12 protein-coding genes are annotated in these 19,306 nt (G+C 50.9%); 7 read left to right on the top strand and 5 right to left on the bottom strand.

Annotated features, from left to right (window positions below; all coding sequences use genetic code 11):
- Window positions 1–442 precede the first annotated feature (442 nt).
- The gene (gene uvrA, locus PRIO_RS30590; RefSeq protein WP_020426458.1) at window positions 443–3,316 is read left to right on the top strand and encodes an excinuclease ABC subunit UvrA; all 2,874 of its coding nucleotides are present in this window, start codon (window positions 443–445) and stop codon (window positions 3,314–3,316) included.
- A 105-nt stretch (window positions 3,317–3,421) separates the two neighbouring features.
- On the opposite strand, the gene PRIO_RS30585 is transcribed toward uvrA, so the two are convergent.
- Complete coding sequence (locus PRIO_RS30585) at window positions 3,422–3,658, bottom strand: DUF3977 family protein (protein ID WP_020426459.1); 237 nt, start codon at window positions 3,656–3,658, stop codon at window positions 3,422–3,424.
- 31 nt (window positions 3,659–3,689) lie between these two features.
- Entirely contained in the window at window positions 3,690–5,318 is a 1,629-nt protein-coding gene (locus PRIO_RS30580; protein ID WP_020426460.1) for a nitrite/sulfite reductase, read from the bottom strand.
- A 404-nt stretch (window positions 5,319–5,722) separates the two neighbouring features.
- Between PRIO_RS30580 and PRIO_RS30575 the strand changes: the two genes are divergently transcribed.
- The 3 genes from PRIO_RS30575 to PRIO_RS30565 all read left to right on the top strand — a co-directional run bounded on the left by PRIO_RS30575 (window position 5,723) and on the right by PRIO_RS30565 (window position 9,232).
- A complete protein-coding gene (locus PRIO_RS30575) occupies window positions 5,723–5,932 on the top strand; it encodes a hypothetical protein (RefSeq protein ID WP_020426461.1) in 210 nt (69 codons plus the stop codon).
- A 194-nt stretch (window positions 5,933–6,126) separates the two neighbouring features.
- Window positions 6,127–7,293 carry a S1C family serine protease gene (locus PRIO_RS30570; RefSeq protein WP_020426462.1) on the top strand — a complete coding sequence of 389 codons (1,167 nt, stop codon included), beginning with the start codon at window positions 6,127–6,129 and terminating at the stop codon, window positions 7,291–7,293.
- Window positions 7,294–7,363: 70 nt separating this feature from the next.
- On the top strand, window positions 7,364–9,232 hold the full coding sequence (locus tag PRIO_RS30565; protein ID WP_231869777.1) for a stalk domain-containing protein: 1,869 nt from the start codon (window positions 7,364–7,366) through the stop codon (window positions 9,230–9,232).
- A gap of 132 nt (window positions 9,233–9,364) precedes the next feature.
- Here the strand turns inward: PRIO_RS30565 and rfbC are convergent, their stop codons facing one another.
- A complete protein-coding gene (gene rfbC / locus PRIO_RS30560) occupies window positions 9,365–9,919 on the bottom strand; it encodes a dTDP-4-dehydrorhamnose 3,5-epimerase (RefSeq protein ID WP_020426464.1) in 555 nt (184 codons plus the stop codon).
- Window positions 9,920–9,940: 21 nt separating this feature from the next.
- Complete coding sequence (gene rfbA / locus PRIO_RS30555; RefSeq protein WP_039785825.1) at window positions 9,941–10,819, bottom strand: glucose-1-phosphate thymidylyltransferase RfbA; 879 nt, start codon at window positions 10,817–10,819, stop codon at window positions 9,941–9,943.
- Between the two features lie 261 nt (window positions 10,820–11,080).
- On the opposite strand from rfbA, the gene PRIO_RS30550 reads away from it, so the two are divergent.
- Both PRIO_RS30550 and galU read left to right on the top strand, forming a co-directional pair.
- The gene (locus PRIO_RS30550; protein WP_020426466.1) at window positions 11,081–13,636 is read left to right on the top strand and encodes a U32 family peptidase; all 2,556 of its coding nucleotides are present in this window, start codon (window positions 11,081–11,083) and stop codon (window positions 13,634–13,636) included.
- 468 nt (window positions 13,637–14,104) lie between these two features.
- Window positions 14,105–14,992, top strand: coding sequence for a UTP--glucose-1-phosphate uridylyltransferase GalU (gene galU, locus PRIO_RS30545; RefSeq protein WP_020426467.1), 888 nt, complete (start codon window positions 14,105–14,107; stop codon window positions 14,990–14,992).
- A 218-nt stretch (window positions 14,993–15,210) separates the two neighbouring features.
- Here galU and PRIO_RS30540 read toward each other — a convergent pair whose 3' ends face one another.
- Window positions 15,211–17,961 carry an O-antigen ligase family protein gene (locus PRIO_RS30540; protein ID WP_020426468.1) on the bottom strand — a complete coding sequence of 917 codons (2,751 nt, stop codon included), beginning with the start codon at window positions 17,959–17,961 and terminating at the stop codon, window positions 15,211–15,213.
- 535 nt (window positions 17,962–18,496) lie between these two features.
- Between PRIO_RS30540 and PRIO_RS30535 the strand changes: the two genes are divergently transcribed.
- Window positions 18,497–19,294 carry an ABC transporter permease gene (locus tag PRIO_RS30535; protein WP_046505901.1) on the top strand — a complete coding sequence of 266 codons (798 nt, stop codon included), beginning with the start codon at window positions 18,497–18,499 and terminating at the stop codon, window positions 19,292–19,294.
- Window positions 19,295–19,306: the final 12 nt, after the last annotated feature.

Here is a 19,306-nt window from a genome sequence, read left to right as displayed (position 1 = left end):
TTTTAAATAAATGTCGCCCTTGCGCATCCCGAAGGGACAGCTCCGCAGTTAAGGCACTTTGCGCATCCCGAAGGGACAGCCTGCACTTAAAGCACTTTGCGCATCCCGAAGGGACAGCCTGCAGTTGAGGCACTTTGCGCATCCCGGAGGGACAGCCCGCAGTTAAGGCACTTTGCGCATCCCGAAGGGACAGCCCGCAGTTAAGGCACTTTGCGCATCCCGAAGGGACAGCGGTTTTCCCTGGAGCACCCACATTTCAGCGGTCCCGTAGGGACAAGCGCTCCTATCGTCACACTAGCTAGGTCCCTTCTCTCCAGCTCTCTCGCCAGCAGCCTTGCGGGTGTCCAGAGGGTGCAACCCTTGGGGCCCTCCCTTGGCTAAGGGAGGGTTTGGGAGGGATCGAAAATATTTTGAAATAGGCTTTTATAAAGGAGAGGTACCGTTGGCGAACGAAAATATTGTAATTAAAGGTGCGCGTGCGCACAATCTCAAGAACATTGACGTAACGATTCCGCGTGACCGCTTCGTCGTGCTGACGGGACTTAGCGGCTCCGGCAAATCGTCGCTGGCGTTCGATACGATCTACGCTGAAGGACAGCGCCGTTATGTTGAGTCCCTGTCGGCCTATGCCAGGCAGTTCCTTGGGCAGATGGAGAAGCCGGATGTCGACTCCATTGACGGGTTGTCTCCGGCAATATCCATCGACCAGAAGACAACAAGCCGCAACCCGCGTTCGACCGTGGGCACGGTAACGGAAATTTATGACTATCTGCGGCTGCTGTTCGCCCGGATCGGGCATCCGCACTGCCCGGATCATGGCATCGAGATTACGTCCCAGACCGTTGAGCAGATGGTGGACCGGATCATGCAGTATCCTGAGAAAACCCGGCTGCAGATTCTGGCGCCGGTGATTTCCGGCCGCAAGGGTGAACATAAGGGACTGTTCAGTGATATCTCGAAGCAGGGTTTTGTCCGTGTACGTGTGGATGGCGAGCTGCGTGAAGTCACTGAAGATATCGTGCTGGAGAAGAACAAGAAGCATACCATTGAGGTTGTAGTCGACCGGATCGTGATCAAGGATGATGTGCAGACGCGGCTGACTGACTCTCTGGAAACTGCGCTGAAGCTTTCCGGCGGGCAAATTCTGGTCGATATCATCGGCCAGGAGGAACTGCTGTTCAGTTCGAGCTTTGCCTGCCCGGTTTGCGGGTTCAGCATCGAGGAGCTTGCACCGCGCATGTTCTCGTTCAACAGCCCCTTCGGAGCCTGCCCGGAATGCGATGGACTTGGGATGAAGATGGTTGTCGATCCCGACCTTTTGATCCCTGATCAGGAGAAAAGCATTGAAGAGGGCGCTTTTCTGGCCTGGACAGGCAGCACTTCGAACTACTACCCGCAATTCCTGAAATCCGTATGCGAGCATTTTGGAATTCCGCAGAACGTTCCTGTGAGCAGTCTGTCACCAGAGCATATGAATAAGCTGCTGAACGGTACAGGCAGCGAGAAGATCCGCTTCCGGTATGAAAATGACTTCGGCCAGCGGAAGGATGCGCTCGTTGCCTTTGAGGGGATTATCCCCAACCTGGAGCGGCGCTACCGTGAGACCGCCTCCGATGGCATCCGCGAATTCATCGAAGGCTTCATGAGCGCCAAGCCTTGCCATGTGTGCAAAGGCAAAAGATTGAAGAAGGAAATTCTCGCCGTAACGGTCAATGACCGTAATATTGCCGATGTGACTGATCTGTCGATTGGCGACTGCCTCCAATTTTTTGACAATATTGCACTGAGTGAGAAGGAAACAGCCATTGCCCACCTGATCCTCAAGGAAATCAGCAGCCGTCTGGGCTTCCTGGTCAACGTGGGACTGAATTATCTGACGCTTAGCCGTGCAGCCGGCTCACTCTCCGGCGGTGAGGCGCAGCGGATCAGGCTGGCGACCCAAATTGGCTCCAGCCTGATGGGCGTGCTGTATATTCTCGATGAACCAAGTATCGGTCTACATCAGCGGGATAATGACCGGCTGATCTCAACACTTGGGCATATGCGCGATTTGGGCAACACCCTGATTGTAGTCGAACATGATGAAGATACGATGATGGCGGCTGACTATATCATTGATATTGGTCCGGGTGCAGGGATTCACGGCGGCCAGGTCATGGCCCAGGGCACCCCGAAGGAGATCATGAATGACCCGAATTCCCTGACCGGGGAGTACCTGAGCGGACGCAAGTTTATTCCGGTTACCTCCAAACGGCGTGCTACAGATGACCGCTGGATCGAAATCCGCGGCGCCAAGGAGAACAACCTGAAGAATGTGAATGTCAAAATTCCGCTCGGTGTCTTTACAGCGGTAACCGGGGTATCAGGTTCTGGCAAATCATCGCTGGTGAATGAGATTCTCTACAAGAGTCTGGCCCGGCAGCTGAACAAAGCGGTGAAGGTCCGTCCGGGGCAGCACAAGGAAATCCGCGGTCTGGAAAATCTGGACAAAGTCATTGATATCGACCAGTCGCCGATCGGCCGGACTCCGCGTTCCAATCCGGCCACCTATACCGGTGTATTCGATGATATCCGCGACCTTTTTTCCAAGACCAACGAAGCCAAGGTGCGCGGCTTCCAGAAAGGCCGCTTCAGCTTCAATGTCAAAGGCGGACGCTGTGAAGCTTGCCGGGGGGATGGGATTATCAAGATTGAAATGCACTTCCTGCCGGATGTCTATGTTCCCTGCGAGGTCTGCAAAGGCAAACGCTATAACCGCGAAACACTGGAAGTGAAGTATAAAGGGAAAAGCATCTCCGATGTGCTGGAGATGACCGTAGAAGATGCTACTGAATTCTTTAAGAATATTCCGAAGATTCACCGCAAGATGCAGACTCTGCTGGACGTTGGATTAGGTTACATCAATATCGGCCAGCCGGGAACAACCCTGTCTGGCGGCGAGGCGCAGCGTGTGAAGCTGGCTTCCGAGCTGTACCGCCGCAGTACCGGCAAGACGCTGTACATTCTGGATGAGCCGACAACGGGGCTGCATGTGGATGACATCGGGCGGCTGCTTGAGGTGCTGCACCGTCTGGTGGACTCCGGCGAATCCGTACTCGTCATTGAGCATAATCTCGATGTGATCAAAACTGCCGACTATCTCATTGACATGGGACCGGAAGGCGGAAGCGGCGGAGGTACAGTGATTGCAACGGGGACACCGGAGAAGATTATCGAGGTGGAGGAATCCTACACCGGGAAATACCTGAAGCCCGTACTGATCCGCGATACAGAGCGGACCAAGGCCCTGGAGCTGCAGACTTCGGACATGGTATAGCGGATAGCATATGGCTGCAGCGACAGCACTGTTTCTGTCCTGTAATCGAAGCATAGGAAGGGCCGTAGCAATACACTACGGCCCTTTTACATACATGCAGCTTTCTTAATAACTGCTGATCCCAATGATAATTTTGAAGGCAGTGCGTGTTTTTCTGGAACGCTTGAAGCCTTCTCTACTATCCATAATCCATACAGTTTGTCTTATCCATACTCTTATATACAACGAATGGAATTTGAGAGGAGGCACAATTCCCTTTTCTTCAGTCTCTGTGCCGTCACTCCATTCAGTTTCCGTCCGCAGCATCCATCGGTTGCCTATACCGAACTCGATATATTTCAAATTACAGTACCCCTTGGATATTGTAGTCGTATTACTCAGTCTCCAAAATAGCAGTAAGCTGTTCTTGAAATGCCGGTACACCTACCCGGTTTGTGAACGCATAGAAATTCTCCTGCTCCTGCCGTTGCTCAGTGTAGAAGGAGATGAGCTGCTCCAGAACCGGGCCTACCCGGTCTCCTTTTACCCGGCCCTTCAGCGGGCGGGCGAATTCGGCCGCAGGACCGCGGTCTCCGCAGCCGAGCGTCCCGCCTACTGCGATATCGAATGCATCGGTCATGCCTTCCGGTGTTTTGATCAGCGTACCTTGCAGACCGATATCGGCAACCTGCTTTTGCCCGCAGGCATTGGGACAGCCAACGAAATGAATGCGCAGCTTCTCATCCAGATGGATATGCTCATCCAGATATGCAGCAACACTGACCGCACGCTGCTTGGTCTCCACGAGAGCCAGGTTGCAGAATTCATTGCCGGTGCAGGCGACGGTGCGGCTGATGAAGTTTTTGGCGGTTGGCGACAGCCGCTGGAGCACCGGGGCATCCAGTAGAGCTTCAAGCTTATCATCCGGCACTCCGCTAATAATTATGTTCTGGGTCATGGTGGTGCGGAGTTTACCTTCGCCGTACTGATCGGCCAGCCCGGCCAACTGCTCCAGCTCATCGCTGCTCAAGCGGCCGGCTGGAACGTTCAGGCCTACGTAGCTGAGGCCTTCCTGGATCTGGGGATGCACACCGTCAAAAAAAGCGGCCTGCCACCCAACCGTCTGGTCTTCGCCGCGGGATGGGAGCTCGCCTACGGCTTCAATCAGCTTCGCTTTGAATTTCTCGGCACCCCAGTCGGCGACGAGGAATTTCAGACGGGCATGGTGGCGTTTCTCCCGGTAGCCGTAATCACGGAACAGGGTAACCACCCCGGCAGCTACCTTAAGCGCTTCTTCCGGTTTCACGAAGACATCCAGCTTTTGCGCCAGATGAGGTTTGGCTGAGAGTCCGCCGCCCACCATCAGATGGAACCCTTGGGTTAGAGCGCCATCAATGACTTTTACCGCAGGTGTAAAAGCCAAATCGTTAATTTCCGCCTGCGCATTATTGAACTTGTTGGCCGATACAGAAATTTTGAACTTGCGCGGCAGGTTGGAGAAATCGCGGTTCAGCATGAAAAAATCATTCAACTGCTCGACTATACCCGTGGTATCAAACAGTTCATCCTTATCAATCCCTGCCAGCGGGTTGCCGACAATGGTCCGTGGGCAGTCGCCGCACGCTTCGAAGGAATACAGCCCTGCGGCTTCAAGCCGCTTGAAAATATCCGGCAGATGCTCAACCGTCAGCCAATGGAACTGGATAGCCTGCCGCGTAGTTACATCAATTAGATTCCGGCCGTACCGCCTGGCGATTTCCGCCAGTGTTCTGGCCTGGTCTGAGGTCATAATGCCTGTATTAATGCGCACACGCATCATGAAATGTCCTTCACGCGGCTTTTGCTGGTATACACCGGCCCATTTGAACAGATCCAGGTCATCGGCCGGAATGGAGCTGTAGCCCTCTAAGGCATATTTTTCAATAATGGTGCGGATCACATCCAGCCCGTCCTTCTGCAGTTTGACGAATTCGAACTTGTTAAGTTTCTCGGGAGCAGCACTCCATAACGGTTCGTAAGCCATATCCAACATCCTTTCTGTATACGCTCATAAGCCCGATGGTAACACAGGTGCGGAGTCACAGGCAGTGAGGGTTGTGGCAAAGGGTATAACGATTGTTTATGAATAAATAAGGACTTGCTGATAGTTCGGACAGGCATAAGCAGAGCATGTCCACCATAAGATTCAAAGAAGGATATTTTCGTTAAATAATGATATAAGCAAGCTCTTTGACAAAGAATGCACACATGCAAATGAAGGTCCCCAACTGCTGTTGTGCCGCATAATTTCGCCCCGGATAATATTTTTGTGACAAATACATAATTTTTTAAGCATTTTCTATTGCGTCACTCAAATGGTAGCGATAACATAGAAGGAGATATGGAATAGATGAACTTGCTTGACAATACTCTCGGGGAGGTAATGCCATGCTGCTTGCTGAAGCTGCCGTGCAAGAGCCGTCTAAATTTCATACCTTCGATGTGTTTATGATTTTGTTCACCATTCTGATCTTTATTGGAGTGATCCGCTTGCTGCGGGCACCCCAGAAGAACAAATTCGCTATTGCTTTTGGAGTCGTGAGCCTATTGGTATTCGTGGTTTCGGACTATGCAATGGTGATGAACTGGTTAAGCTAGGAAGGGTCAAAATCACCCCTGGTACAGGCAAAAGAGACAATTGCAGAGTCGGAAATTCCCAAAAGACACCTTTACCGCCGCTGGCGTGGCTGAAGGCGTCTTTTTATCATTGTGCAGGAGTGCACTTAAGCATTTTTTAGAGTTTTGTAGACAGGGAGAGGGCCGGTGAAAGCTTGATGAAGTGGGGGAAAAGGATGTATAAAAAGCACCTTGGCATGTTGCTCCTGAGCGGGGTGCTGCTATTCGGGGCGGGAGGCGGTACACCTTCAGCGCTTGAAGCCGCGTTCCCGGACAGCAGTCCGGCTGCGGGGGAAGTTAAGAGCTTCGTTGACGGGGATTTCAGTCAGGTGGCCGCTGCGGCAGCCATCAGCAAAAAGAATACAGCGGTCACCGCCGATGCCGTGCCGCAGATTATTAAGGCGGTGTCCCCCTCGGTGGTGGGCATCATCGGCAAATTTACGGGTGACCCTGGCAGCGGACCGGATGACCGGTACAATTTGACCCATGGCTCCGGCATTATAGTCAAAGCGGACGGCTGGATTATAACCAATGCCCATGTCATCAAAGGGCTGAAGAATGCGGTCGTGGTAACATCAGACGCTAAAAGCTACAACATTACCGCCTCCTATCTGGATGAGGTCAGTGATCTGGCTTTGGTCAAAATCAATGCCAAATTCCTGAAGCCTGCCAGGTTTGCCAATGCAGCGGATAAGATTCAAGTGGGGGAAAAGGTGATTGCGATTGGGACACCGATCTCTTTTTCATTACGGAACTCGGCTACAGTAGGCGTGGTGAGCGGACTGAACCGTGCGGTGGATGCCGCCTACAGGCTGATCCAGAGCGATACGGCGATTAATCCCGGCAACAGCGGCGGTCCGCTGGTCAGCATGAAGGGGGAGGTGCTGGGGGTGAACAGCCTGAAATACGCCGCAGTTGGCGTTGAAAATATGGGCTTCTCCATACCGGCGGATACGGTTCAGTACATCATGAATCAGCTGTTCCAATACGGAGAGGTGAAACGCCCCAGTCTGGGCCTGGAGCTGGAGGAGAGCTGGTCTGCGATTGTCGGGCTGCCTGCACAGGACCCGCTGACCGTAACGAAGGTCGTGTCTGCGGAAGCGGAAAAGGCGGGGATTGCCGCAGGCGACGTGCTGTATGCGATCGACGGTCACCGGGTTGCGTCGCTGGTGGATATCAACGAATGGTTCAAAGGCTACAAGCCGGGTACGGCAGTGAAGCTGCTGATGCAGCATGACGGGGATATTGTGACCCGCAAGCTGGTGCTCGGTCAAGGTGACCCGCTGATCGGCGGAGGGGAGGCGGAGGGAGATGGAGATGCTGAGGCACATACAGAGGAATAACAGATCCCCGGTGGAGGCACAGACCACTGTAAGCAGAATGTTGCGTCGCGGGATTTGCACATTGCTGGCAGTGCTGCTGTTGCTGGCATGGCTGCCCATCCGGGAAGTACAGGCGGCGGAGCAGAAGCTGCTGCAGTTGAGCCTCAAGGCCGGGAGCACAGCTGCAACCGTTAACGGTGAGAAGGCTGTGATTCAAAAGCCCATAGAGGAAAACGGAGTGGTGCTCGTCCCGCTGGGAGTATTCAAAAAAGCCTTCGGCAGCACAGTCTCCCTTGAAGGGGACGATGTGGTGAAAGTGATGTACGGACCCCATACCGGGGCGATGACCATTGGCAGCACAACCGCCTGGAAGGATGGAGTCAAAGTCACACTGCCTGTTCCACCGCGTATCGTAGATGGAACACTGCTGGTACCGCTGCGTTTTGTGGCCGGAGTGCTGGGAGCGCGCATCTCTCCCGTAAGCGGCGGAGGGCTGCTGGTGACACTTACCTCATCAGCGAGTGAAGAAGACGCGCCGGAAACCGGCGGCATTGACAGCGATGTCGGCAAAACCCGGATAGGCAACAGCTACTATCGCTGGAGCCTGAATTATCCGCCGGGTCTTGTGGTCGGTGACAGTGGCGGCAATGAAAGTGTAGCCACCTTTACGAGTACGGAGAATAAGTATTACTTGGAGGTTCATGCCTCACCGCTCGAAAAAGCCGCAGATCCGGAAGAACTGCTGGACAGGCTGGTCCGTGAGGCGCAAGAAGGCGGGGAGACTGTGCTGGACCGGGGGGCTTTTCCGGATGCGGCAGTGCCCTACGCGCGTATTGTCAGTAAGGACACCAGCGGTGCTTTATGGGAAGGCAGGCAGTATTATAACGGCGGAAGATTGTTTGAAATCTATCTGACCGACGATACGGCAGCCAATTACAAGGATCTGAACAAATATGCTTCACTGCTGAACTCATTCCAACCTTCATTCAACGCCGAAGATAAAAGCATCCGCGATCTCTCAACGGTCAAAAACGGATTGCGCGAAGGCTACAACGACGATTATGGCTTATCATTGCAGGTGCCTGCGGATTGGAGTATGGATGACCAGCACCTCAACTACGAGAGCACAAAAGGAAGCTATCTGCGGGTAAAGGTCACTTCCGCCCCGTCAGGGTCTACGCTGGAGAGCTGGAGCAAAGATCTGGATTCGCAGATAAAAGACACCTATGTGGCCGGCGCCTACGCCATACAGGACGCTGTGAAGGCGGAAGTTTCCGGTGAACCGGCGCTCGTGAAAGAAACGAGGTTGAATCCAGGCAGCGGCTGGAGCACCAAATACCAGATCCTGCTGCAAAAGTCCGGGTACCGCTATTACGTGGAATATCTGGCTGCGGCGGGGCAGGACGAGGACAAGGCGAGGTTCAAGACAATCTTAAGCTCCATAGATATTGATTTTGACCGGATCAAAGAGAATTTCGGCAGACTGGAGACGGAGGATTACCCGGCTCTCCGCAGCCAGGCTGTAACCAAAAGCTCCAAAACCTACGGCTACAGCATCGATATTCCACGGCTGTGGATACCGTATCAGGATGTTTTTGAGACCCAGACCGTGGAGTACCGCTTCACCGGCGGGCGTTTTCTGATCAATGTGAGCCCGGAAGGTTCAGTAGACTATGCCGTAGGTTTGCTGCAGAGCTATTACAAGAACAGCAAAAACGACCCTAAAGGCCCGCAGCTCATCAAGGTAGAGGAAACCACCTTCGCCGGAGTTCCTGCGACCCTGCTGACTGTCCGCCAGACTAAAGGCGGCATCCCTGAGCAAACGCAGCAAGTGGTTTTTGGCAACAATGATCTGGTCTATACCCTCACCGTAACCCTGAACGACGCCAACGCGACTTCCGTACAGCAGGCCGATCTGGATAAGACGCTGAAGTCGTTCCGGCTTGCGGGAGGCGAGTAGGGGGCAATACCAGATAAAAAAACATCCCAGCCGCCGGGGGTCTGGGATGTTTTTGTACTGAATCCGTCTATCTGCTGAAAAGAGGGGGTGGTCTTAGAATAAGCTGCCGCAAGCACTACAGCACACTACCTTCTAATAGACGAAATTAAGTGAAACGTCCTTAAGCAGCGGTGCATTCTCATCTTTAGCAGACAGCACAGGGGTAACGTCGATCGGCCATTCAATACCGATGTCAGGGTCATTCCACAAAATACTCCCGTCGCATTCCGGTGCGTACAGCTCATCGCATTTGTATTGGACCTCCACTTCCTCGGTTAGCGTCATGAAACCATGGGCGAAGCCTTTAGGAATGAGCAGTTGCTTCTTGTTCTCAGCCGTTAGTTCAATCCCGAACCACTTGCCGTAAGAAGGGCTGCCTTGACGGATATCTACTGCCACATCATAAATTGATCCCCGTGTGCAGCGGGCGAGCTTGGTTTGCGCTTTTGGATTTAATTGGAAATGGAGTCCGCGCAGGGTCCCCTTAACGGCCGAATAAGATTGATTATCCTGAACGAACTGATAGGCAAGATTTTGTTCCTGAAACTTTGCTTCGCTGTAGGTTTCCATGAACCAGCCGCGGTGGTCTCCAAAGAGTGCCGGTTCGACAACGAGGACGCCTTCAAGATTGGTTTTGGTAAACTTCATCTTATTCACTCTCTCTACTTTTTAAAATTGGATTTTGCCGGTAGCTACCTTAATCAGGTATTGCCCGTAGCCGGTCTTGCTCAGCTTATGTCCGCATTCCAGCAGATGTTCCTTTGTAATCCAGCCGTTAATATAAGCAATTTCTTCAGGTGCTGAGATTTTAATGCCTTGATGGTCTTCGATTGTTCTGACGAAATTGGTGGCGTCGACCAGACTTTGGTGTGTTCCGGTATCCAACCAGGTGAAACCGCGTCCGAGCAGGGCAACATCCAGTTCTCCCAACTTCAAATAAGCCTCATTAATTGAGGTGATTTCTAGTTCCCCTCGGCGTGAGGGCTTCACTTCTTTAGCTAAAGAAACCACCCGATTGTCATAGAAATACAGGCCGGTAACTGCATAATTGGATTTAGGGTGCTCCGGCTTTTCTTCAACGCTGAGAACCTTGCCCTCTCCGTCAAATTCTATCACACCAAAGCGTTCGGGATCGGGCACATGGTAGCCGAAAACGGTTGCACCACGTTTTTTCCTGGCAGCTTCTTTTAGAATCTTGGTCATACCGTTCCCATAGTATATATTGTCTCCGAGAATCATAGCCACCGAGTCTTCACCGATGAACGATTCACCCAAAATAAAAGCTTGAGCCAGTCCATCTGGATTAGGCTGAACAATATACTGCAGGGAGATTCCGAACTGGGAGCCATCGCCGAGTAAATTTTTAAAACGTGGGGTATCCTCAGCGGTAGAAATTATAAGAATCTCTTTGATGCCTGCGAGCATCAGCGTAGACAGAGGATAGTAAATCATGGGTTTGTCATAGACGGGCAGTAACTGTTTGCTGGTCACCATTGTGAGAGGATAAAGGCGGGTGCCGCTTCCTCCCGCAAGAATTATACCTTTCATAACCGTTTTCAACTCTCCTTGCTCCATATGAATTTTGAACAGTGTAATCTCTTGCGTATTCATTCTTTCCATTCATATTTTACGCTGTATGTTCTTGATTTGTCTATTAGGGCAAGAACACATATATATTAAGATGTCTCAGAGTTGAAATTTACATCCAAGTGTTTCTATTTTGCTGGTAGATGGCTGTGATATTTGATACAATTAATAAGTTAAAAAGCTGTAAATGACCCGCCGGCAAGGCGGTTTGGGAGGATATAAATGAACGAGAAAGAAATACGCAGAGAAGACGTGGAGCTGCTGGCTCCGGCAGGTGACTGGGACTGCATGCGTGCGGCGGTGGCGAACGGGGCGGACGCTGTCTTTTTTGGCGTAGAGAAGTTTAATGCACGGGCGAGAGCGAACAATTTCCGCATGGACGAGCTGCCGGAGATTATGGCGTTTCTGCACAGCTATGGTGTGAAGGGGTTCCTGACCTTTAATATACTGGTATTTGAAAACGAACTGGCAGAGGCTAAAGAGCTAATCGATGCCTGCGTGGATGCAGGTGTAGATGCAGTCATTGTGCAGGATTTGGGGCTGGTTAAACTGATCCGCGAGATTTCACCGGACTTCCCGATCCACGGTTCTACCCAAATGACGATTACTTCACCTGAGGCGGTGGAGTTCACGAAGCCTTGGGGGCTGGAGCGCGTAGTGCTTGGCCGCGAGAATAACCTGAAGCAGATCCGTACGATCGGAGAGCAGGCACGCCTGCCGATGGAGGTTTTTGTGCATGGCGCGTTGTGTGTCTCCTATTCAGGCCAGTGTCTGACCTCGGAAATGTGGGGCGGGCGCTCCGCCAACCGGGGGGAATGTGCGCAGGCCTGCCGTCTGCCGTATGACCTGATGGTGGATGGTGAAGTCAAGCCGATGGGCGATGTCACCTATCTGCTGTCACCTAAGGATCTGGCGGCGATTGATCTGATGCCGGAGCTGATCGAGGCAGGGGTAACCTCCTTCAAAATTGAAGGCCGCCTCAAAAGCCCGGAATATGTAGCGAACGTGGTCAGTAAGTACCGTAAGGCGATTGACCGGTATTTTGACGGGAATTGGTCCCCGGCGCCCAAGGAAGACATCCGCGAGCTGCAGCAAAGCTTCTCCCGCGGCTTCACGCACGGATTCCTCGAAGGGACGAATAATAAAAAGCTGGTTGACGGCACGTTTCCGAAAAGCCGGGGGGTCTATCTGGGGACCGTCGAACAGATTCTGCGCGATGGTGTCGTATGCCGTATTCATGCCCCGCTGAAGCGCGGGGACGGCATTGTATTTGATGCCGGCGATCCGACGAAGAAGGAAGAAGGCGGCCGCGTCTACGATCTGCGCCGCAAAGGCGTGAAGCTCGAGGGCGAGGCCGGAGAAGGCTGGATTCTCGACATTGTGCCCGGCCGCAATGACGTAGACCTGCGCCGCCTGCATGTCGGCGACCGCATCTGGAAAACCAATGACCCGGCGCTCGACAAGGCGCTGCGCCAGTCTTATGAAACGGAGAAGCCCTACCGGGTCTTCCCGGTGCGCGTGAAGGCACAGGGCCGCGTCGGTGAACCGCTGGCCACCTGGTGGACCGACGTTCAGAAGAACGTCACGGTCCGCGTAAATTCGGAGCTGCTGCTGGAAGCCGCGCAGAAGCGTCCGATGGATGCCGCCCTGCTGGAAGAGCAATTCGGCCGCCTGGGCGGGACCGTATTCCAGCTGGAGGCACTGGAGTCGCATCTGGAAGGCGACGTGATTGTGCCTATGCGCGAGCTGAACAGCATCCGCCGCCAGGCGGTGGAGCTGCTTGCGGGCGAGCGCCCCAAACCTCCCGTATACGTGAAACGGGAGGTAGAGGTCTACGGCGGCGCCTCCCGCAGGGGCGCCGCAGGGAGCACCATCCCGGCTGTGCGGGATGGTGCGGGTGCACGCGGCGGTGAAGCGGAGCTTACCGCGCTGTGCCGCAGCCTGCCGCAGGTGCAGGCTGCCCTTGAAGCCGGCGTAACGAACATTTACGCCGACTTCGAATTCATCAAGCAGTTCCCGGCAGCGGTGGACGCTGTACGGGCTGCGGTGGCCAGCATTGCGCTGGCCACGCCGCGCATTCATATGCCCGGCGAGAACGGCTACCATGCCAACATCCTGCGCCTGCAGCCGGATGCTGTCCTGGTGCGCAATACAGGTGCGCTCTATTACTACCTGAAGCGCCGCATGGAGCAGCCGGATGCCGTGCATCCGCGCCTGATCGGTGACTTCTCCCTGAATATCGCGAACCACCGGGCAGTGGATTTGTTCCTGGAAGCAGGCTGTGACAGAATTACACCGTCCTACGACCTGAACATCCAGCAGATGGTCGATCTGCTGGAACACAGCGACACCTCGCGTATAGAGGTTGTAATTCATCAGCATCTGCCGATGTTCCACACAGAGCACTGCGTCTACTGTACCTTCATGAGTGAAGGCACAGACTATACGAACTGCGGACGTCCCTGCGAGGAGCAGCGTGCTTCCCTGCAGGACCGTATCGGCATGGCTCATCCTGTCCGTGTTGACGAAGGCTGCCGCAACACCGTCTACAACGCGGTTGAACAATCCGGTGCGGAATACTTGAATAATTTCCGTGAGCTGGGCGTGAACTCATTTCGAGTTGAGTTTCTGGAAGAAACCCCGGAGCAGGTCGCAGAGGTCATCAGCCTTTACAGCCGTGCGCTGCGCGGAGAGATTTCCGGCACACAGGTATGGAAAAGCCTGAAAGCCACCAACCAGCTCGGAGTGACGCGTGGACAACTGGTAAATGCAAAGTAAGCTGGAAACGGTTGGGTTATCAGTAGAACTTGCGGCAGACAGAACGCCATGATCCTGCTTTTGCCCGGTTGGATGCGGACCGAATTGGTTCTGGATAGCCTGAACACGGTACGTTTACGGGGATAAGCACTATCAGTGTTTCTGTAGCCAGAGAATCCAATCAGACCATGTAACAGCAATTGGTGTTCAAGTACTCTCTGCAGTTACAATCGGTAGCCGAAATGGAAATATGCGCAGGTTCTATCGATACGGCAGTCTGCAGCCTTATTATGAATAACCCAAGCCAATGTGCTGAAGAGACTTGCAGACAAGCTCTCCAGCACATTGGCCTTTTTCGTAATCTAGGCCTGCTTTCTCCAATAACCACACTGCCAAAATCAAACCAGAACTGCTATAATTAAAGTAAATATGCCATTTTCCTTTAGCGCTATAATGAAAATGAGGGAAGATTATTGAAGGAGTCCTGTCATGAAGATCCGTAAGGCAATTATTCCCGCGGCTGGTCTTGGTACCCGCTTTCTGCCCGCGACCAAAGCAATGCCCAAAGAAATGCTCCCGATAGTAGACAAGCCTACCATCCAATATATTGTTGAGGAGGCGGTTGCCTCCGGCATTGAGGATATTATCATCGTAACGGGGAAAGGCAAACGGGCGATTGAAGACCATTTCGACAATTCGTTCGAGCTGGAATTCAACCTGGCGGAGAAGCAGAAATGGGAGCTGCTGGAGTCTGTACGCAAATCCTCTGAAATGGCTGACATTCACTACATCCGCCAAAAGGAACCAAGAGGTCTGGGACACGCCATCTGGTGTGCCCGCAAATTTATTGGCAATGAGCCGTTTGCCGTATTGCTCGGGGATGATATTGTCCAAGCGGATAAGCCTTGTCTGAGACAGATGATTGAGGTTTACGAACAATACAAATCCTCAATTGTTGGCGTTCAGCCTGTGCCTTGGGAGGACGTTTCCCGATACGGTCTGGTAGATGGTACGGAACTGGCTGAGCGGGTATATAAGGCCAACCGATTGGTTGAAAAGCCAAAGAGAGAGGAAGCACCGTCCAACCTTGCGATCCTAGGGCGGTATATCCTAACTCCGCGTATTTTTGACATGCTGGAGGAGCAGCAGGTAGGTGTTGGCGGGGAAATCCAGCTGACCGACGCCATCTCCCGCTTGAGTGAAGTGGAACGCATTATTGCTTATGATTTCGAAGGCAAACGCCATGACGTCGGCGAGAAAATGGGTTTTATCCAGACGACCATTCATTATGCCCTCCAGCATGAGGAACTCAAGGAAGGCCTGCTTGACTACCTCAAAGAGGTGATTAACAGCGAAGCATTGAAAGCGGCGAGGTAAGAAGGCCGGCAGCTTTCAAACTAGAGAATTCATCTTCAGCTAATTATTATTCGGGTCCAAAATAGAGCGCCCCGCTGAACACAGTCAGCAAGGCGCTCTTCTGATTTTGAAACAGCTATTGAATCTCCAACTTAGAAGATTAATACATTCCTCTTATCTCTCACAAAACGGTGCCATCCTTATCAAAGGACGACACCGTTTTTTGTTTACAATCCTATTTATTGGTACTGAGTATTCACAATAGCATCTATCTGTGCAGCTTCCGCGGGATCTGCGGCAATCAGTTTGTCGTAGACCGGTTGATCTTGATCAAGGCCAGCCTTTTTCAAGGCTGCCAGGTACCAGCGGGCCATCTCCCGGTTAGTGGCATCGTTATAATTTTCGCTCAGCCCAAGCTTTAAGGTCTCTGAGGCTGCTTGAATCTGACCCGCCATCACCTGGATTCTGCCAGCGTTCAGCGCAATTGCCGGAGGTACGGCAAGCGACTGGACTTGTAAGTCAGCCTGCACCTGATTATAGGCACTAAGACCGACATTCAGGTATGTTGTTTTACCGGTGGCATCCTGCTGGGTGAAAGCTTGCTGAGCCAGATCATAGGAGCGGGCAATAAGCGAGCTGTACCAGGTCGTATCCCAGAGCGTTCCGTTATTTACGACATCTGCATAAGCATCACCAAGCCCAAGCTTTAAGGTTGCTGCTGCTTCGTCATTCTGTCCTGCCATCTGCTGCATTTTACCGGCATTCAGGGCAATCGTTGGTGTTACCGAGAACGCCCGGCCCTGCAGCTGCTCTGGAGGCAGAGTTTTCAGATGTTCTACACCAGCAGTTACATGTTTATAGGCATCCAAACCCGTGGTCAGGTATTCCTGCTTTTTGGCTTCATCTTTTTCGGCATTTGCCGCACGTGCTAACGCCTGGGAGCGGCTGATCAGTGCTTCGTACCATTCAATATCCCAGTTGAACTTATCTGCGTTATCCCGGTAGACGGCGAATGCGAGATCGTTTTGACCTTTCAAGTCATAAGTGGAAGCGAGTAGAGTGAGCAAAATCTTATTATTTGGCTCGTCCTTGAGCGCACGATTCAGCACGCTGAACGCTTCGTTCAAGTACTGCTCATCTTTAGTTTGATTAAAAACCTGCTGATCCATGGAGGCCAGATAAGCTGCTGCTTCCGGATGATAAGGGCGGTCTTTTAGGGTTGCTATCAAAGGTGCCTTGAGCTCTTCATAGGACTGGCTGACACCGATCAACCGCTTGGCTTTCATTACCGAATTGCTTGAGCCGGTCGCACTAACCGACAGGAAGAACATAAAGATTATACCGATAGCCAGGACTGCAAGGTAACCATAACGCATACCAGGCTTATTCCAGTTCCGGCGCAGCGGTTTGCTGTCCATGGCGGCGCCCATTCCGGCAAGGCCGATAAACACCAGAATTCCCATAAAGGCATAACTGAGATTGAAGTCTAGTATGCTGTGAATAAGAATCGATAGAGCAATGATGTAGAAAATGAATCCATTATCAAATTCATCTTTGTCCCGTTTAAGGTATCCACGAATGTATTTATAGAAAATGTAGCCGATAAAGCCCATGAAGACAACAAATCCGACAATTCCGACTTCTATCAAATATTGCAGGAAGAAATTATGCGCCTGGCGGCTTGTGTACGGGTAGTCCTGGTAGTGCTCATAGAGCGAAGCCCAGCCTCCACCCCCGGCGCCAATAATGGGATAATCTTTTACAACTTTCATAGCATCTTTATAAAAAGTAATACGTTCCAGTACACTGTGCTGCTTGAAGTTGATGTTCTCCAGCCGTGTCTCCATGTTAGCAGGGAGAATAGTGCGTGCGCTTGTTCCGATCAGTAAAAATGCGACTACGGCAACAAGTACAACTGAGAGGAGCGGCAGCCACAGACCAGCAAGCTTGCGCGATTCCCAGCCCCCTAGTTTAGTTTGCAGCCACGGTGACACAAAGCGCTGGATTACCCAGCCAAGTGCGGCAACAACGGCGGAGGCGCCAAGCAGATAAGCCCAGCCTTTAAGAGCAGCAGAAGAGGTAAAGGCCGTGCTCAGTTCAGTTCCAAGATTGGTCACCGGGCTTGCAATCGCCAGCGAGGCAATCCCGGCAATTCCCAGATGGATAATCCAGAGAATCTGCTTCACTGGCTTCAGAGACAGCAGGAGCAGAATGAAGACAACAGGCAGCATAACTAATCCGCCGCGGGACAAGGTCAGCAGCAAAGAAACAATGATCGGCACGAGCATAAATCCGTGAGTCAGCGTCCCATACCATTTCTTGGAGCGAACCAATGCAAAGACAGCTACGAACAGAAAAGCCATCAGGAAAGCTGCGTATGTATTCGCATATTGGAAGATCGAGGTCAGCCGCAGACCGTTTGAGTCGGTCATAACCGCATCCAAATATTTACCGCCTTGCACCGTGTCTGAGAACCAGCCAACCAGTCCGCCGGCGAATTTCCAGGCCCCCAGCCAGTTCAGCAAGCCAAAACCCACGATAAAATAGGCAATGGCCAGTACGGCATTTTGAATGACAACATTTAGTTGCTTTTGCTTCAGCAAATATAACGCTATAATGAATACTGCAATATACATACTCTGAATAAAGAGAATGTTCATCGCCATATAATGCGAAGCAGCGCCAAATAGCGACAGAGCATACGTTATCGGCAGCAGCAGCGAAGCCACAGCCAGCAAGTCACGCTGCTCCTCCAGCTTGAACTTCTTATAGTACAAGCCGATCCAGACCAGCAGCAGCAGGCCGCTGAGCAGAGATGCCACATAAATCGGCTTTTCATAGTCGATCTGCTGCCCATTAAACAATCCAACCTGAAATGGGGTCCACACCAAAAACACAATAAAAGCAACAACCAACGCCCACACCGGGCTGGATATCTTTTCAACATTTCTCGACTGCACAGCATTTTTACCGTATACTGGTTTCGACACGTTTTAATCTCCTTTTCTTGTAGGTACGAGGATATTTTAGCATATCAGTATATTCAGAGTCAGTATAAATTCATCTTTTGGATAAAGGGCATGAATTTCCTGAAATATCGATGAGGGGGAATTTATGTGGATTGGTGCTGTTCTTTATCTGGTATTTTAGCGCATTTTCCTTGATAATAGATAATTTGAAGAATGTTCAAAATGATTGTCAATTGGAATATTACATGGCCGACCAGTAAGCAGTTCCTTCGGGAATGCAGCGATGACTGCGTTCCAATTTTATCATAAACCGTTAATGCTGTTTCGTAATTATGGTTTGCAGCAGTAGAAGTTTCTAAATAATGATCCTTACCCAATCATCAACGAATTACAATGAACTTATTACACTACCAGACTATGTCTTGAGCACTTAGTCGTATCATACGGAGTATAGTTCGTTGGAGCTTTAAGATAATCACAGTAAGAATGAAAACGATTCTCCAATGTTTGAGTTGTTAATATGTATTGGAGATAGTAACTTAGAAGGAGAATTGTTATGACGATATTTGAGTATACCCTTAGTATTTTTAAACAAAAAAATATAATTAAAGAACTTGCAAAAAAAGATTTCAAGGCTAGATACCTTGGATCAACGTTAGGAAGTTTTTGGGGTTTTTTTCAACCGATTTTATTGATTCTGATTTATTGGTTCGTGTTTCAAGTTGGATTTAGAAATAATCCTGTTGAAAATGCGCCGTTTATTTTATGGCTTTTAGCGGGTATAGTACCGTGGTTTTTCTTTTCTGAAAGTTTGGCATCAGCTACTACTTCCATAGAACAAAATAGTTTTTTAGTCAAAAAAGTTTCATTTAATACGTATTTATTGCCTGTTGTTAAAATTGTGTCTGCATTAATAGTTCATATTGTATTTATCGCGTTGAGTTTAATAATTTATTACTGCTATGGAAGACCGATAGATTTATATCAGTTGCAGATATTCTACTATTCATTTATTTTATGTCTTTTTCTTACAGGACTATCTTGGGTTGTATCTGCGCTTAATGTTTTTTTAAAAGATGTCGGACAAGTTGTGAATATTATTCTACAGTTCGGTTTTTGGCTCACGCCAATATTTTGGTCATTTAATCAGGTTCCAACTAAATTTCATTGGATATTTAAAGTGAATCCAATGTATTACATTGTTGAAGGGTATCGCGACTCATTGATCAATAAAATTTGGTTTTGGCACCATTATAATTTGACTATTTATTTCTGGTTAATTACTGGATTTCTTTTAGTAGTCGGTGCTACTTTATTTAAAAAATTAAGCCCACATTTTTCCGATGTGCTTTGATTTGAAAGGAGT

This window comes from Paenibacillus riograndensis SBR5, assembly GCF_000981585.1.
Lineage (GTDB): Bacteria > Bacillota > Bacilli > Paenibacillales > Paenibacillaceae > Paenibacillus_AQ > Paenibacillus_AQ riograndensis.
This window is presented reverse-complemented; position numbering and strand designations above follow the sequence as displayed.

Bases quoted from the DNA above. Each gene is read 5' to 3' on its own strand.
- PRIO_RS30580 (WP_020426460.1), bottom strand. From the start codon at position 5,318: ATGGCTTACGAACCGTTATGGAGTGCTGCTCCCGAGAAACTTAACAAG.
- PRIO_RS30575 (WP_020426461.1), top strand. From the start codon at position 5,723: ATGCTGCTTGCTGAAGCTGCCGTGCAAGAGCCGTCTAAATTTCATACC.
- PRIO_RS30570 (WP_020426462.1), top strand. From the start codon at position 6,127: ATGTATAAAAAGCACCTTGGCATGTTGCTCCTGAGCGGGGTGCTGCTA.
- rfbC (WP_020426464.1), bottom strand. From the start codon at position 9,919: ATGAAGTTTACCAAAACCAATCTTGAAGGCGTCCTCGTTGTCGAACCG.
- rfbA (WP_039785825.1), bottom strand. From the start codon at position 10,819: ATGAAAGGTATAATTCTTGCGGGAGGAAGCGGCACCCGCCTTTATCCT.
- PRIO_RS30550 (WP_020426466.1), top strand. From the start codon at position 11,081: ATGAACGAGAAAGAAATACGCAGAGAAGACGTGGAGCTGCTGGCTCCG.
- galU (WP_020426467.1), top strand. From the start codon at position 14,105: ATGAAGATCCGTAAGGCAATTATTCCCGCGGCTGGTCTTGGTACCCGC.
- PRIO_RS30535 (WP_046505901.1), top strand. From the start codon at position 18,497: ATGACGATATTTGAGTATACCCTTAGTATTTTTAAACAAAAAAATATA.